Genomic DNA, 15,480 nt, shown 5'->3' with positions numbered 1-15,480 from the left:
CAACAGGGAACAGGAGACGATGTATGTCAGTGAACGATTGTGGATTGAGCCATATAGCGTTGCAGGTAAGGGATCTGGAAAAGAGCGTGGCCTTTTATCAGCGCTATGCCGGCATGCAGGTGATTCATCAGCGCGAGCCGGGCATTGCCGAGGCGCAAAAAGTGGCCTGGCTGTCCGATCTTACCCGCCCGTTTGCGCTGGTGTTGGTGCAATCACAAAGCACGGTGGATACGCCGCTGGGGCCTTTTGGACATATTGGCGTGGCCTGCGCCAGCCGCGATGAAATTGATGCAAAAGTGCGTCTGGCTGAGCAGGAGGGCGTACTGCGGCGGGCGGCACAGCAATCTGCTGCACCGGTAGGTTATTGGGCCTTCTTCGCCGATCCGGATGGCAACACGCTGGAACTCTCTTACGGTCAGCAGATCGGTATGGACGTGATTGCCGCTCAACAGCAAGCAGGCGAATAGTTCTACCGCGGCATCGTCCGCTTTTTGCCCGGCCACGTCAGTCGATAGCTGTCATCCACCCAGCCCAGCAGCTCGTCGTCACCCATTGGGCCCTCAAGCAATAACGTGACCCAATGCTCTTTGTTCATATGCCATGCCGGATAGACGCCCGGCTGCTGTCTCAGCGATCCGGCAACGCCTGGCGCTACCTTGATATTGATCGCCTCGACCAGCGCATCACTCTCTGCGCCCAGCTTGCTGGCGGCAATTTTTATCAGCAGGGCATACCATTTTCCGCTGTCACCATGGCGAAACACCGCGTAGTCGGGCAGTTTAGCCCAGGGATAGTCGGGCGCCGTGCCGTATCGATTTTGCATATGGGCAATAAACTGTTGCCGATCCATCTTCCGCTCCTGCATAACGACCTGGGCATTAGCTCATCAACTTTTCCGTACCTGATCAAGCTGCAAATTCTTGCGCACGCCTTTATCCAGCACGCGTGATGGCGCAAAGCGGCGTAAAAAGGCCAGCTGAGCAGCGGCCTTGCCAGCCGTATAGCGTATTTTTGGCCGCCTGGCCTGGGCTACACGCACCACAACCCGCGCAACATCATCGGGCGTATCAGCAATATTCATCGCCTGGCGAATGGTTTGTGTCACGCTGGCACGCACCGTGCTGTATTCCGCCAGTGGCCGATCGGGCGCGATGGTATGGGTATCAAATGCGGTTTTCGTATAGGCAGGCTCAATCACCGATACTCTGATGCCCTGCGTACGCAGCTCATGGTCCAGCGCTTCTGAATAGCCTTCAACTGCATGTTTACTGGCGGCATACAGTGCCACATAAGGCATAGCAATCACGCCGAGAATGGAACCAATATTAATAATTCGCCCCGATCCCTGACGACGCATATGCGGTACCACAGCGCAGGTCATGCGCACTATGCCCATAAAATTGGTGTCAAAAAGCGCCCACGCCTGTTCGACGGAACTCTCCTCGGCAGCGGCGGGGGCAATACCAAAGCCGGCATTGTTGATCAGCAAATCGATGCGCCCTTCACGGGCAATGACCTCTTTGATCACCGCGTCGACCGACTGTTCATCGGTAACGTCCAGCGGCAGCAGGGTAAAGGCCCCGGATGATGGGCTGTCTGCACGTCGGCTGGTGCCGTAAACGCGATAGCCTGCGGCGGCAAGTTGCCTTGCACAGGCTTCACCGATGCCTGATGAGGCGCCGGTGACCAGAGCGACTGGGGTATTTGTCATGGCGCAATATCCTTTATTAAATCTTGGGTGACGCTGCCGGAAGTAGCCATCACCGGCAGCAGCGCAGGGAGTTAGCGCACCGTTTTATAACGTTCGGCGGCTTCATGCTGTTTGAGATCGATAAACAGGCTCTGACGGGCGGTATCCAGCGTTTCCCAGCGTTCAGCGTTATGCAGCGGCGGAATGGTGATGCCTTCACGACGGTCGAAGCCATGAAGTGCCGCATCGACCAGCTCACCCACTTCCATCATCGGCGCCGCCGCTGTGATATCAATTCCGGCGCGATCCCAGATTTCGGTATAGGTGCCAGCTGGCAGCACCGCCTGCACATACACGCCTTTCGCCGTTAATTCATGGCGCATCCCCTGCGTCAGAAACAGCACAAAGGCTTTGGTGGCGCCATACACCGTCATGCCAAATTCAGGTGCCAGACCGACCACCGAGCCGATATTCACAATCGATCCACTGCCTGCCTGAGCAAATCGCGGTGCGACAGCACTGGCCAAACGCGTCAGCGCGGTAACGTTGAGCGCAATCAGCGCGTCGATGGTCGCTGGCGTCTGCGTCGTAAATTCACCGGACTGACCGATACCGGCATTGTTAATCAGCGTGTCGATGCGCATATCGTCACGCAGCCGCGCTTCTACCGCGAGCAGGTCGTCGGCCCGGGTCAGATCGGCCTGCATAACATCAACGCCAACGCCATATTCCTGGCATAAGCGCAGCGCCAGCGTATCCAGCCGCGCTTTATCTCGCGCCACCAGCACAAGGTCGTTGCCGCGACGAGCGAAGCGTTCGGCATAGGTTGCACCGATGCCGGAAGAGGCGCCAGTAATCAGCACAGCAGAAGGCGTAGTCATATGATGTTCTCTCTGTTATCAAAAGGGGCGCCTTAAACAGGCGGCGGTAGTCAACTCACCGGATTAATAATTACGATCATCATCTAAAGAGTCAACTTATTTTGATTATGGTCGTAATCAATAAGCACGTGCGGTTTATTGCGCACAGATATCTGACGTAGCGCGAAGCGAAATATGCTGACAGCAAAGGCGGCAGATTTGCCGCAGAAATAGCTATAAAATCATGCAGGATGAACGCGTTACGCGCCGTGGGCTTGCGATGGTGTCTCTGTCAGACCCTGCCAGAAGCTTTTTGCAGATGAACGAATTTTACTGGTGCTTCTTAATGGTCTTTATCATATATAGTTGTAACTAAAGTACAGGGTGGTGCGAAAAAAACGGCAACAATTGCCTGGTTTATCAGCAGGATTCTGTTGTGTTGCCATCAGTCACGACGCCACGCCGTATCGTCCAGCGGCAACCGCGCTACGGCAGTCAGGGCCCAAGGCTTCGCAAGCTGATGCGGGTAAGGTATAGTCCGCTTCTTTGCGGAGGAACCATGCTGACTAACTCATCCACTCGTCTCAATAAATACATCAGCGAAAGCGGCATCTGTTCGCGTCGTGACGCCGATCGCTATATCGAACAGGGCAACGTTTTCATTAACGGCAAACGGGCCGCCGTGGGCGCGCAGGTGTTTGCCGGAGACGTGGTGAAAGTGAATGGTCAGCTGATTGAGCCGCGTGATGAAGAAGATCTGGTCCTGATTGCGCTGAATAAGCCGGTGGGCATTATCACCACCATGGAAGAGGGCGAACGCGACAACATCAGCGATTTCGTCAACCACAGCAAGCGTGTTTTCCCGATCGGACGACTGGATAAAGATTCGCAGGGACTGATTTTTCTTACCAATCACGGCGACCTGGTGAACAAGATCCTCCGTGCCGGTAATAACCACGAAAAAGAGTACGTGGTGACCGTCAATAAACCGATCACCGACGAGTTTATTCAGGGCATGGGCGCGGGTGTACCGATGCTCGGCACGGTGACCAAAAAATGCAAAGTGGTAAAAGAAGCGCCGATGGTGTTCCGCATTACGCTGGTGCAAGGGCTTAACCGACAAATTCGGCGCATGTGTAAGCACTTTGGCTTTGAGGTGACGCGGCTGGAACGCACGCGCATCATGAATGTTAATCTCAAAGGCCTGCCGCTGGGTGAATGGCGTGACTTAACCGACGATGAGCTGATCGAGCTGTTTAAGCTAATTGAAAACTCGACCTCGGAAGAGAAGCCCGGCAAGAAGGCGCCAGCGAAAGCGAAAGTAAAAAAGCCCGCAGTGAACGCGCCGAAAAGCAGTGAAAAAGCGGACGGCAATGCCGCCTCACGTAAACGCTTTGCCCAGTCGGGCCGTCGTAAGAAAGGGCGCTAAACCCAGCGGCGCTGTTTTTCCCGCAATCTTCTGCCCTCAGCAGCACGATCTGAACGCCGGGCGATCGTGCTGCATTCCCCGTCATAAAACTGTCATATTTCGTACATTTTACTGTCACCAAACTGTCCTATTTTCCCTCCAGCAGCAATCAACAATCTTATAAAACGACAATTTATCTGACATTGCTCCCCTGGAGGGAATATGACACTGATGCGTAGCACCGTAGCCCAAATCGTCGCAGCGACCCTTTCACTGAGCGCGGTAACGGCGTTTGCCGCCACCGATCTCACAGGCGCTGGCGGCACGTTTCCGGCGCCGGTGTATGCCAAGTGGGCAGCGGAGTACCAGCAGGCAACCGGCAGCAAGGTTAACTATCAGGGTATCGGTTCCTCTGGCGGCGTAAAACAGATCATCGCGAAAACCGTTGATTTTGGTGCCTCCGACGCGCCGATGAAAGAAGAAGACCTGCAGAAAAATGGTCTGTTCCAGTTCCCGACCGTGATTGGCGGCGTGGTGCTGGCGGTAAACCTGCCGGGCATCAAATCAGGTGAGATCGTGCTGGACGGTAAAACCACCGGCGATATCTATCTGGGCAAAATCAAAAAGTGGGACGACGAAGCGATTAAAAAGCTGAACCCTGGCCTGAAGTTGCCGTCGACCAACATTAACGTTGTGCGTCGCGCTGACGGCTCCGGCACCTCTTTCGTATTCACCAGCTATCTGGCAAAAGTGAACGAAGAGTGGAACAGCAAAATTGGCAAAGGTAACACCGTAAACTGGCCAACCGGCCTGGGCGGCAAAGGCAATGACGGCGTCGCCGCCTTTGTTCAGCGTCTGCCGGGTTCTATTGGCTATGTGGAATACGCTTACGCCAAGCAGAACAACCTGACTTACACCAAGCTGATGGATGCTGACGGTAAAGCGGTGGCGCCTACCGAAAGCAGCTTCAGCAACGCCGCGAAAGGCGCAGACTGGAGCAAAACCTTTGCTCAGGACCTGACCTTCCAGAAAGGCGCGGATGCCTGGCCAATCACCTCAACCACCTTCATTTTGGTTTACAAAGATCAGGCCAACGCGGAGAAGGGCGGAGAAGTGCTGAAGTTCTTCGACTGGGCATACAAAAACGGCGATAAAACCGCCACCAGCCTGGATTACGCCACGCTGCCCGATTCTGTGACCGAGCAAATTCGCGCGGCATGGAAAAGCAATATCAAAGACAGCTCAGGCAAGGCGTTATATCAGTAAGCATTGGCAGGGCCGGTTCGCCGGCCCCTCCCCCGGCGCCCGCAGTGCCGCTTCATGACATCCTGACTATTGAGACTTCTATGGCTGCCACTAAGCCGACGTTTAAAGCGCCTGGCAAGCAAGGCGATATCCTGTTCGGCGCGCTGGTAAAACTGGCTGCGCTGGTTGTGCTATTGCTGCTGGGCGGCATTATCGTCTCCCTGATCATCTCCTCCTGGCCGAGCATTCAGAAGTTTGGCTTCTCTTTCCTGTGGAATAAAACCTGGGATGCCCCCAACGAGCAGTTTGGCGCACTGGTGCCGATTTACGGTACGGTGGTCACCTCGCTGATTGCGCTGATTATTGCTGTGCCGGTGAGTTTCGGCATTGCGCTGTTCCTGACGGAACTGGCTCCGGGCTGGCTGCGCCGTCCGCTGGGCACGGCGATTGAGCTGCTGGCCGCCATTCCAAGCATCGTTTACGGTATGTGGGGGCTGTTTATCTTCGCTCCGCTGTTTGCCGAATACTTTCAGACGCCGGTGGGCGACGTACTTTCCGGCATTCCGTTTATCGGCGCGCTGTTTTCCGGCCCGGCATTTGGCATCGGCATTCTCGCCGCTGGAGTCATCCTCGCCATTATGATCATTCCTTACATCGCCTCGGTAATGCGCGATGTGTTTGAGCAGACGCCGGTGATGATGAAAGAGTCCGCGTATGGCATTGGCTGTACCACTTGGGAAGTGATCTGGCGCATCGTGCTGCCGTTTACCAAAAACGGCGTGATCGGCGGCATCATGCTTGGCTTAGGTCGCGCACTGGGCGAAACCATGGCGGTGACCTTTATCATTGGTAACACCTACCAGCTCGACAGTCCGTCACTGTTCATGCCCGGCAACAGCATTACCTCGGCGCTGGCCAACGAATTCGCCGAAGCGGAATCGGGTGTGCATGTTGCCGCACTGATGGAATTGGGACTGATTCTGTTTGTTATTACCTTTATCGTGCTGGCGATCTCCAAACTGATGGTGATGCGTCTGGCTAAAAATGAAGGAGCGCGCTCATGACCGCCCTGGAATTACAGAGTCGTGCTGAGCTACAGGCATCACGCCGTAAAATGCAGGCCTGGCGCAGCACCAAGAACAAAATTGCGCTGGTGCTGTCGATGCTGACCATGGCGTTTGGTCTGTTCTGGCTGGTGTGGATCCTGTGGACCACGGTGACCAAAGGCGTGGATGGCTTCTCGCTGGCGCTGTTTACCGAAAGCACGCCGCCGCCGAATACCGCGGGCGGTGGTCTGGCAAACGCACTGGCGGGCAGTGGCCTGTTGATCCTCTGGTCAACGGTAATAGGTACGCCGCTTGGCATTATGGCGGGTATCTATCTGGCGGAATACGGTCGCAAATCCTGGCTGGCGGAGGTGATTCGTTTTATCAACGATATCCTGCTTTCGGCACCGTCGATCGTTGTCGGCCTGTTTGTTTACACGCTGGTGGTGGCACGCATGCAGCACTTCTCCGGCTGGGCGGGCGTGATTGCGCTGGCGCTGCTGCAGATTCCTATCGTGATTCGTACCACCGAAAACATGCTCAAGCTGGTACCTGACAGCCTGCGTGAAGCGGCTTACGCGCTCGGCACGCCGAAGTGGAAGATGATTTCTGCTATCACGTTGAAAGCCTCTGTCTCGGGCATCATTACCGGGGTGCTGCTGGCTATCGCGCGTATCGCCGGGGAAACCGCCCCGCTGCTGTTTACGTCGCTGTCGAACCAGTTCTGGAGCACCGACATGATGCAGCCGCTGGCTAACCTGCCGGTGACCATCTTTAAGTTCGCCATGAGCCCGTTTGCCGAATGGCAAAGCCTGGCCTGGGCGGGCGTGTTGATTATCACGCTGTGCGTCCTGCTGCTGAACATCCTGGCGCGTGTGGTTTTCGCCAAAGGTAAACACTAATTTTTTCGCGCGGCGAAAGCGGCGCCAGTAATGAGAGAACAGCTATGAGTATGGTAAATCAGACCCCCGATAAGATTCAGGTTCGCGATTTGAACTTCTATTACGGGAAATTCCATGCCCTGAAAAACATCAATCTGGATATCGCCAAAAACCAGGTAACGGCGTTTATCGGTCCGTCCGGCTGTGGCAAATCCACGCTGCTGCGCACCTTTAATAAGATGTTTTCGCTCTATCCCGATCAGCGTGCAGAAGGCGAGATTTTGCTGGATGGCGAAAATATTCTTACCCTTAGCCAGGATATCGCCCTGCTGCGCGCGCGCGTCGGCATGGTGTTTCAGAAGCCGACGCCGTTCCCGATGTCGATTTTTGACAATATCGCTTTTGGCGTGCGCCTGTTCGAGAAGCTGCCACGCGCGGAGATGGAAGAGCGCGTACAGTGGGCGCTGACCAAGGCGGCGCTGTGGAACGAAACCAAAGACAAGCTGCATCAGAGCGGCTACAGTCTCTCCGGCGGCCAGCAGCAGCGTCTCTGTATTGCACGCGGCATCGCTATTCGTCCGGAAGTGCTGCTGCTCGACGAACCCTGCTCCGCGCTCGATCCTATCTCAACCGGCCGTATCGAAGAGCTGATCACCGAGCTGAAGCAGGATTACACCGTGGTTATCGTCACCCATAATATGCAGCAGGCGGCGCGTTGCTCTGACCACACCGCCTTTATGTATCTGGGCGAGCTGATTGAGTTCAGCGACACCGACACCCTGTTTACCAAGCCGCATCAAAAACAGACTGAAGATTACATCACTGGCCGCTACGGCTGATCCACGGAGACGTAAATGGATAGCTTAAATCTGAACAAACATATCTCCGGCCAGTTCAACGCCGAGCTGGAGCACATCCGCACCCAGGTTTTGATCATGGGCGGTATGGTGGAGCAGCAGCTCACTGACGCGATTACCGCCATGCACAATCAGGATGGTGAGCTGGCGCAGCGGGTCATTGATGGCGACCAAAAGGTCAACATGATGGAAGTGGAGATTGACGAGGCGTGCGTGCGCATTATTGCCAAGCGCCAGCCTACCGCCAGCGATTTACGTCTGGTGATGGCGATCATCAAAACCATTTCCGAGCTGGAACGCATTGGTGACGTGGCGGAGAAAATTAGCCGCACCGCGCTGGAGAAATTTGGCCAGCAGCATCAGTCGTTGCTGGTTAGCCTTGAATCGTTGGGATATCACACCGTGCAGATGCTGCATGACGTGCTGGACGCCTTTGCGCGCATGGATTTAAGCGCGGCCATCGATATCTATCGCGAAGATAAAAAGGTCGACCAGGAATATGAAGGCATCGTGCGTCAGCTAATGACCTACATGATGGAAGATCCGCGCACCATTCCCAGTGTGCTGACCGCGCTGTTTTGCGCGCGCGCCATTGAGCGCATCGGCGATCGCTGTCAGAACATCTGCGAAATTATTTTCTATTTCGTGAAAGGCCAGGACTTCCGCCATGTCGGCGGCGACCAGCTGGATAAACTGCTGGCTGGCGATGAGAGCGGCAGCAATCCTGCCTAAGCGCTAAGCGGGCAGGGGAACGCCCTGTTGCACCGCGCATGATTCCGCCTGGCATGTCGAGGCCGCCAAACTTATACTGGCGGCCTCTTCTCTTTCCGGGCAAAACAATGCGCGCTTCCTCACCGAAAAAACAGGCCACGCCGGGCAAGGCGATGCTGGCTGCCGTCAGTGGCTACGCCATGGATGGCTTTGATCTGCTGATCCTCGGCTTTATGCTGCCAGCGATCAGCGCCTCACTGCTGCTCGATCCTTCGCAGGCCGGATCGCTGGTCACCTGGACGCTGATAGGCGCTGTCATCGGCGGCATTATTTTTGGTCATCTTAGCGATCGCTATGGCCGCATCCGTATTCTCACCGTCACCATCCTGATTTTTTCCGTGTTTACCGGACTGTGCGCGCTGGCGCAGGGTTACTGGGATCTGCTGGCGTATCGCACGCTGGCGGGCGTTGGCCTGGGTGGCGAATTCGGCATCGGCATGGCGCTGATCGCTGAAGCCTGGCCCGCTGAAAAGCGTAACCGTGCCTCAGCCTGGGTTGGCATGGGCTGGCAACTGGGCGTGCTGCTGGCGGCATTTATCACGCCGGTGCTGCTTGGCATTATCGGCTGGCGCGGGATGTTTCTGGTTGGGCTGGCACCGGCGATTCTCTCCTTCTTCATACGTCGCAGCATGGGTGAGCCGGAAGCATTCAGCCGCCACGTGGAACCGGGCCAGGGGTTATCGTTCGGTGCCCGCCTGAAATTGCTGTTTAAGGATCGCGCCACGACCAAAGCGAGCATCGGCATCCTGATTCTCTGTTCGGTACAAAACTTTGGTTATTACGGACTGATGATCTGGATGCCAAGTTATCTCTCCAGCAATTTCGGCTTTTCTCTGACTAAATCGGGTTTATGGACCGCGGTGACGGTGGTGGGCATGACCTTTGGCATCTGGCTGTTTGGCCTGCTGGCCGATCGTTTTGCACGCTGGAAAATTTTCCTGATTTACCAGTTCGGCGCGGTGGCAATGGTGATTATCTATGCCCAGCTGCGCGATCCCACGGTGATGCTGTTTACCGGCGCGATCATGGGCATGTTCGTTAACGGTATGATTGGCGGCTACGGCGCGCTCATCTCTGACACCTATCCGGTGAAGGCCCGCGCCACGGCGCAAAACGTGTTGTTTAATCTGGGCCGCGGCGTTGGTGGTTTTGGCCCGTTGGTGATTGGCCTGCTGGCCGGGCATTTCTCCTTCACCGCCGCCATTACGTTGTTGGCGTTGATTTACCTGCTTGATATCGCCGCAACGCTGTTTTTGCTGCCCAGGAAGCAGGGACAGGAAGATGTGTTGGGCGCCATTGGGTAGATCTGAGCAGCAGACCGGCTGCGGGCGGCTTTTTGCCTTGCAGGCGGCTTTAGGTCAAGGTCTTCAAAGTCAAGGTCTTCAAAGTCAATGACTTAAGGTCAATGTCTTAAGGTCAATGTCTTAAGGTCAAAGACCCTTTCGTTCTGCCTGAAGGCAGCCCGAGCAGGGGCGGCATGCGCCCCGCCCCTGCACTATCCGGCAAACACAACCGCCCACTTCGTGGGTGCCCTCAGCAAAAGCGTTTTCCTGACGGACCGGACGCGATTCGCTCCCGGCTCAGCGCGCCCTCTCGCCGCATCCCTGCGGCTCGCCCTGGAAAACGCTTTTGCCTCGGCGTTTGTGATGCCTCCTCAAGGTCAACGTCAAAACCGAAAAGACTAAAACCAAAATCTAAAAGAAAACCCAAAATATAAAAAGGAAACCCAAAACCCAAAATCTGGAAAATCGAATTGGCTTTGGCTTTGGCTTTGGCTTTGGCTTTGGCTTTGGCTTTGGCTTTGGCTTTGTTTTAGAGGTTTTTTTGTTTTTGTTTTTGTTTTTGTTTTTGTTTTGGGTTTTGACCTGGGTGTTGACGTTGAGGAGGCATCACCACCGCTGAGGAGGTGAACATTTCAGGATGTCCCGCCATGGATGGCGGGACAAGGGAGCGCTGAGCAGGAGCGAATCGCGAGCGGTCCGTGAAGAAATGTGAACCGACGAGGGTACCCGCCTGTGGCGGGCGGTTGTGTTTGCCGGATAGCCGGGGTGCAGGGGCGGGGCGACTGCCGCCCCTGCTCGGGCGGCCCGAAGGGCAGAACGAAATGGCCGTTGACCTGGCCGTTTAAGCGGGCTGCCTTCAGGCAGAACGAAATGGCCCTTGACCTTAAAGACGTTGACCGACCTTAAAGACGTTGACCTTAAAGACGTTGACCCTAAACGCCAGCCTGCAAGGCACAACCCATAAGCGGCCTCGCTTATACGATCTCCCAGCCCCGGGCTTGCCACAACCCTGGCAGCTGCGCCATATCATCAAAGCGCGTCACCAGCGGATGATCCAGCGGCGGGTTGTGGGCATCGGCGCAGTAATAAAACACCGGAATGCCAGCGGCGATGCCCGCTTTGGCTCCCGCTTCAGAATCATCGATCAGAATGCAGTTCTCAATCGGCACCTGCATCTGCTGTGCGGCATGGTGCATGATGGCCGGATCGGGCTTCCAGCGGGCGATGTCGTAACCGCTATACAGATGGGGGCCAAAATAGTGGCGCAGGCCGGTAAGTCCCAGCGAATGCTCCATTTTCTTTACTGTGCCGTTGGACACCACGCCCATCGGCAGGCGAATGGCAGCCAGCAGATCCGCTGCGCCGCTGATCGGTTGCAGATGCAGATCAAACAGGCGTGCCACTTCAGCCCGATAGGTGCTTTCCAGCGTCTCGGTGGAGGCCTCAATCGGATGCTGCGCGGTTACGTCGGCAATGATGTCATAGAGCTTCACGCCTTTGTATTTCTCAAACATCTCCTGCAAAGAGAGCTGGATGCCAAACTGTGCAAAGGTATTCACGTAACCCTGGGTGCAGAGCATCTCGCTGTCCACCAGCGTGCCATCGCAATCGAAAAGCAAACATTCTACCGTCATCACATCGCCTCTTTTTTTAGTCAGGGTGAACACTGTAACCTGGTGGTAAGAGAATGCGACCCGCAAACCCGCCAGGACTAAAAATCAGTGTGTCACAGCGGCAAAGCCGTTAGGATACGCGTCGAAAATCATTCCTCATCTGGGTATTGCACATGAGTAAACAGGGTTTGTTGCAGCGGGTTTTTAAGCTGCAGGAGCACGGCACCACCGTGCGTACGGAAGTGATCGCCGGTTTCACCACTTTCCTGACGATGGTTTATATCGTCTTCGTTAACCCGCAGATTCTCGGTGCCGCCGGAATGGATACCCAGGCGGTGTTTGTCACCACCTGCCTGATTGCCGCCTTTGGCAGCATCATGATGGGGCTGGTGGCCAATCTGCCGGTCGCGCTGGCCCCGGCAATGGGGCTGAACGCCTTTTTCGCTTTTGTGGTGGTTGGCGCTATGGGTTACTCATGGCAGGTTGGCATGGGCGCAATCTTCTGGGGCGCGGTGGGCCTGCTGATCCTGACGCTGTTACGCGTGCGCTACTGGATGATTGCCAATATTCCGCTTAGCCTGCGCGTCGGCATCACCGCGGGCATCGGCTTGTTTATCGCCATGATGGGGCTGAAAAATGCTGGCATCATCGTTGCCAATCCCGATACGCTGCTGACCATCGGTAACCTGACGTCGCACAGCGTGCTGCTTGGCGCACTCGGCTTCTTTATCATCGCTATTCTGGCTTCACGGAATCTGCATGCGGCGGTGCTGGTGTCGATTGTGATCACCACCGCGATTGGCCTGCTATTGGGCGATGTCACTTTTAACGGCGTGTTCTCTGCGCCGCCGCCGGTGAGTTCGGTGATTGGCCAGGTGGATCTGAAAGGTGCGCTGAACATCAGTATGGCCGGGGTGATCTTCTCGTTCATGCTGGTTAACCTGTTTGACTCCTCCGGCACGCTGATTGGCGTAACGGACAAAGCTGGCCTGACCGATGAAAAGGGCACCTTTCCCCGCATGCAGCAGGCGCTGTATGTCGACAGCATCAGCTCGATGAGCGGCGCGTTTATCGGCACCTCTTCCGTTACCGCCTATATCGAAAGCTCATCGGGCGTGGCCATTGGCGGACGCACCGGCTTGATGGCGGTGGTCACCGGCGTACTGTTTCTGCTGGTCATTTTCCTGTCGCCGCTGGCTTCCATGGTGCCCGCTTACGCAGCGGCAGGCGCACTGATTTACGTTGGCGTATTGATGACCGGAAGCCTGGCGCGCGTTCGCTGGGACGATTTAACCGAAGCGGTGCCGGCGTTTGTCACCGCGGTGATGATGCCGTTTAGCTTCTCAATTACCGAGGGCATTGCGCTGGGCTTTATTGCCTATTGCATCATGAAGGCGGGAACCGGCCGCTGGCGTGAAATCGGACCGTGCGTGCCGATTGTCTCGCTGCTGTTCGTGCTGAAGATTGCGTTTATCGATCATCACTAAGCGTACGCGAGTGATGACAATCAGAAACCGGGGGCGTGCCTCCGGTTTTTTTATGCCTGCAACGGCCGATCCTGCGGCAGGCTGGTAAGACGCAACGTATGCGAGCCGATACTGGGCTTATTGAGCTCGAGTGTCCGCAGGGCTCGCCAGCTGCCATCGGCTTCGCGATCCCACAGGCAGAGGCGATCGGTGTTGGTGAGCAGCGCGCATGACCACACCAGCGACGGTTCGACATCGGAAATGACCTGTACATCAGGAAAGCGGGTGGCGCGTAACCGTCCGGCGCCAGGCTGTAAACAGATGGCCGCCATTTCGCGCTCCCCTTCGCCCGCCAGCTTAACCACGCTCTGTCGCAGCGTCCAGATTTGCGTTGAAGCTTCCAGCGGATCCGGCTGCGCGTTGATCCAGGTGCGTTCGCTGGAGGAGATAAACCGCTGATGATATTCAATGGTTTGACGGCTGTGCGCGCGCACCATTTCCATATCCAGCCCAACGCGGCCACCTTCCTCCGCCAGCAAAACGCCGATAACGTTTCCGGCATAGGCAATGCTGAAATCGGGCAGATCACGATTAGCGAATAAAGGGCGACCATACTTGCAGGTAGTTAATTCTGGCAGCGGCGTCAGGCCATAAACCTTAAGCATCAGTTCGGCCAGCAGCGCCCTTGCGGCAAGAAAGCGTTCCCGACGGCGCGCGGGCAGACGGCTGGCGTGATCGAGCACCGCCTGCGACGTGGGTAAGGCGCAGGGCAGGGATAACGGTAGCGTGGCACGCACAAAATGACTGGCCATCTTTCACTCCGTGATAATGGTCGAATAATCATCAGATCCATTGTAAGAATTTTCTGACTATTTTCTATTAGATTAGGGCGAAACTGGGCCAGTTTCAGATTAAGGACAGCGGCGGCTGGCTGATTTACAGCAATAAAAAAGGCAGCCACCGGCTGCCTTTGGCAATGAGGCGAGAGGGTTTATTTGCCGATGCAAAAGCTGGAGAAAATCCGTCCCAGCAGATCGTCAGAACTGAATTCGCCGGTGATCTCGCTCAGACACTGCTGCGCCAGGCGTAGCTCTTCAGCCAGCAGTTCTCCGGCCCACGCGCCGAGCAGCTGCGCTTTGCCCTGTTGCAGATGAGTAGCCGCCAGCTCCAGCGCTTGTAGATGGCGTCGGCGCGCCAGGAAGCCGCCTTCCATGTTGCCAGCAAAACCCATGCTCTGTTTCAGGTGATCGCGCAGCAGATCGATGCCTTCGCCGGTGCGAGCAGAGAGCCGAATCAGCGCGCTGCCATTGGCCTCCGCCAGGCCCAGCGTTTCGCCGGTCATATCCGCTTTATTGCGTACCACGGTAATCGGCAGCGTGTCGGGCAGACGCGCAATAAAGTCAGGCCAGATTTGCGCCGCTTCGGTGGCGTCGGTGGTCGTTCCGTCAACCATAAACAACACGCGGTCAGCCTGTTCAATCTCCTGCCAGGCACGCTCAATACCAATGCGCTCTACTTCATCGCTGGCGTCGCGTAATCCCGCGGTATCGATGATATGCAGCGGCATGCCATCGATATGAATATGCTCACGCAGTACATCGCGCGTGGTACCGGCAATGTCGGTGACGATCGCCGCTTCGCGACCGGCCAGCGCATTAAGCAGGCTCGATTTACCGGCATTCGGACGACCGGCAATGACTACCTTCATGCCTTCACGCAGCAGGCTGCCCTGACGCGCTTCGCTGCGGACGTTATCCAGATCGACGATGACCTGCTGCAGCTGCGCCTCAATTTTGCCGTCAGAGAGGAAGTCGATCTCTTCGTCCGGAAAGTCGATAGCGGCCTCAACGAAAATGCGCAGGTGGGTCAGGGCTTCGACCAGATGATTCACGCGCGCCGAAAAAGCGCCCTGCAACGAGTTAAGCGCTGAGCGCGCAGCCTGCTCTGAACTGGCATCAATCAGATCGGCAATCGCTTCTGCCTGCGCCAGATCGAGTTTGTCATTCAAAAAGGCGCGTTCAGAAAACTCACCCGGTTGCGCAATGCGGATGCCGGGCAGCGCGACGATGCGCTTCAGCAGCAGATCGAGAATAACCGGGCCGCCGTGGCCCTGCAGCTCCAGCACATCTTCACCGGTGAAAGAGTGGGGACCGGGAAACCAGAGGGCAATGCCCTGATCGAGCGGCGTGCCGTCGGCATCACGGAAGGGCAGATAATCAGCGTAACGCGGCTTCGGCAGCTTGCCGAGCAGCTGCTGAGCGACCTCGGCTGCTTTCGTACCCGATACGCGCAGGATGCCCACGCCGCCGCGCCCTGGCGGTGTGGCCTGGGCTACAATGGTATCGCTGTGGCTCATGGCA

The 15,480-nt window shown here is 56.3% G+C and carries 15 protein-coding genes; 9 read left to right on the top strand and 6 right to left on the bottom strand.

Annotation, left to right across the window (positions count from 1 at the left end; all coding sequences use genetic code 11):
• The first annotated feature begins 23 nt into the window (after positions 1-23).
• A complete protein-coding gene (locus ACJY2L_RS16880) occupies positions 24-467 on the top strand; it encodes a VOC family protein (RefSeq protein WP_067434975.1) in 444 nt (147 codons plus the stop codon).
• Between the two features lie 2 nt (positions 468-469).
• On the opposite strand, the gene ACJY2L_RS16875 is transcribed toward ACJY2L_RS16880, so the two are convergent.
• The 3 genes from ACJY2L_RS16875 to ACJY2L_RS16865 all read right to left on the bottom strand — a co-directional run bounded on the left by ACJY2L_RS16875 (position 470) and on the right by ACJY2L_RS16865 (position 2,571).
• A complete protein-coding gene (locus ACJY2L_RS16875; RefSeq protein WP_439213930.1) occupies positions 470-850 on the bottom strand; it encodes an MmcQ/YjbR family DNA-binding protein in 381 nt (126 codons plus the stop codon).
• Positions 851-886: 36 nt separating this feature from the next.
• On the bottom strand, positions 887-1,711 hold the full coding sequence (locus ACJY2L_RS16870) for an oxidoreductase (protein WP_439213931.1): 825 nt from the start codon (positions 1,709-1,711) through the stop codon (positions 887-889).
• 71 nt (positions 1,712-1,782) lie between these two features.
• A complete protein-coding gene (locus ACJY2L_RS16865) occupies positions 1,783-2,571 on the bottom strand; it encodes an SDR family NAD(P)-dependent oxidoreductase (protein ID WP_439213932.1) in 789 nt (262 codons plus the stop codon).
• A gap of 538 nt (positions 2,572-3,109) precedes the next feature.
• On the opposite strand from ACJY2L_RS16865, the gene rluF reads away from it, so the two are divergent.
• The 7 genes from rluF to ACJY2L_RS16830 all read left to right on the top strand — a co-directional run bounded on the left by rluF (position 3,110) and on the right by ACJY2L_RS16830 (position 10,062).
• Positions 3,110-3,979 carry a 23S rRNA pseudouridine(2604) synthase RluF gene (gene rluF, locus ACJY2L_RS16860; protein WP_439213933.1) on the top strand — a complete coding sequence of 290 codons (870 nt, stop codon included), beginning with the start codon at positions 3,110-3,112 and terminating at the stop codon, positions 3,977-3,979.
• Between the two features lie 201 nt (positions 3,980-4,180).
• The gene (gene pstS, locus ACJY2L_RS16855) at positions 4,181-5,224 is read left to right on the top strand and encodes a phosphate ABC transporter substrate-binding protein PstS (protein ID WP_187487136.1); all 1,044 of its coding nucleotides are present in this window, start codon (positions 4,181-4,183) and stop codon (positions 5,222-5,224) included.
• 80 nt (positions 5,225-5,304) lie between these two features.
• Positions 5,305-6,267: a phosphate ABC transporter permease PstC gene (pstC, locus tag ACJY2L_RS16850; protein ID WP_067434959.1), complete on the top strand. Its 963-nt coding sequence runs from the start codon at positions 5,305-5,307 to the stop codon at positions 6,265-6,267.
• The gene (gene pstA, locus ACJY2L_RS16845; protein WP_067434956.1) at positions 6,264-7,151 is read left to right on the top strand and encodes a phosphate ABC transporter permease PstA; all 888 of its coding nucleotides are present in this window, start codon (positions 6,264-6,266) and stop codon (positions 7,149-7,151) included. The genes pstC and pstA overlap by 4 nt, the downstream gene beginning before the upstream one ends.
• A gap of 44 nt (positions 7,152-7,195) precedes the next feature.
• Complete coding sequence (pstB, locus tag ACJY2L_RS16840) at positions 7,196-7,969, top strand: phosphate ABC transporter ATP-binding protein PstB (RefSeq protein WP_187488860.1); 774 nt, start codon at positions 7,196-7,198, stop codon at positions 7,967-7,969.
• A gap of 15 nt (positions 7,970-7,984) precedes the next feature.
• Complete coding sequence (phoU, locus tag ACJY2L_RS16835) at positions 7,985-8,719, top strand: phosphate signaling complex protein PhoU (protein WP_067434950.1); 735 nt, start codon at positions 7,985-7,987, stop codon at positions 8,717-8,719.
• 107 nt (positions 8,720-8,826) lie between these two features.
• Positions 8,827-10,062, top strand: a complete 1,236-nt coding sequence (locus ACJY2L_RS16830) for an MFS transporter (protein ID WP_439213934.1) — start codon at positions 8,827-8,829, stop codon at positions 10,060-10,062.
• 953 nt (positions 10,063-11,015) lie between these two features.
• Here ACJY2L_RS16830 and yieH read toward each other — a convergent pair.
• Complete coding sequence (gene yieH, locus ACJY2L_RS16825) at positions 11,016-11,675, bottom strand: 6-phosphogluconate phosphatase (RefSeq protein ID WP_067434941.1); 660 nt, start codon at positions 11,673-11,675, stop codon at positions 11,016-11,018.
• Positions 11,676-11,827: 152 nt separating this feature from the next.
• Between yieH and ACJY2L_RS16820 the strand changes: the two genes are divergently transcribed.
• On the top strand, positions 11,828-13,141 hold the full coding sequence (locus tag ACJY2L_RS16820) for an NCS2 family permease (RefSeq protein ID WP_439213935.1): 1,314 nt from the start codon (positions 11,828-11,830) through the stop codon (positions 13,139-13,141).
• Between the two features lie 50 nt (positions 13,142-13,191).
• Here the strand turns inward: ACJY2L_RS16820 and ACJY2L_RS16815 are convergent, their stop codons facing one another.
• On the bottom strand, positions 13,192-13,932 hold the full coding sequence (locus ACJY2L_RS16815) for a 4'-phosphopantetheinyl transferase family protein (protein ID WP_067434935.1): 741 nt from the start codon (positions 13,930-13,932) through the stop codon (positions 13,192-13,194).
• Between the two features lie 179 nt (positions 13,933-14,111).
• Complete coding sequence (gene mnmE, locus ACJY2L_RS16810) at positions 14,112-15,476, bottom strand: tRNA uridine-5-carboxymethylaminomethyl(34) synthesis GTPase MnmE (protein ID WP_439213936.1); 1,365 nt, start codon at positions 15,474-15,476, stop codon at positions 14,112-14,114.
• Positions 15,477-15,480: the final 4 nt, after the last annotated feature.

It is taken from the genome of Duffyella sp. Ts4, assembly GCF_051851875.1.
Classification (GTDB): Bacteria; Pseudomonadota; Gammaproteobacteria; order Enterobacterales; family Enterobacteriaceae; genus Duffyella; species Duffyella gerundensis.
This window is presented reverse-complemented; position numbering and strand designations above follow the sequence as displayed.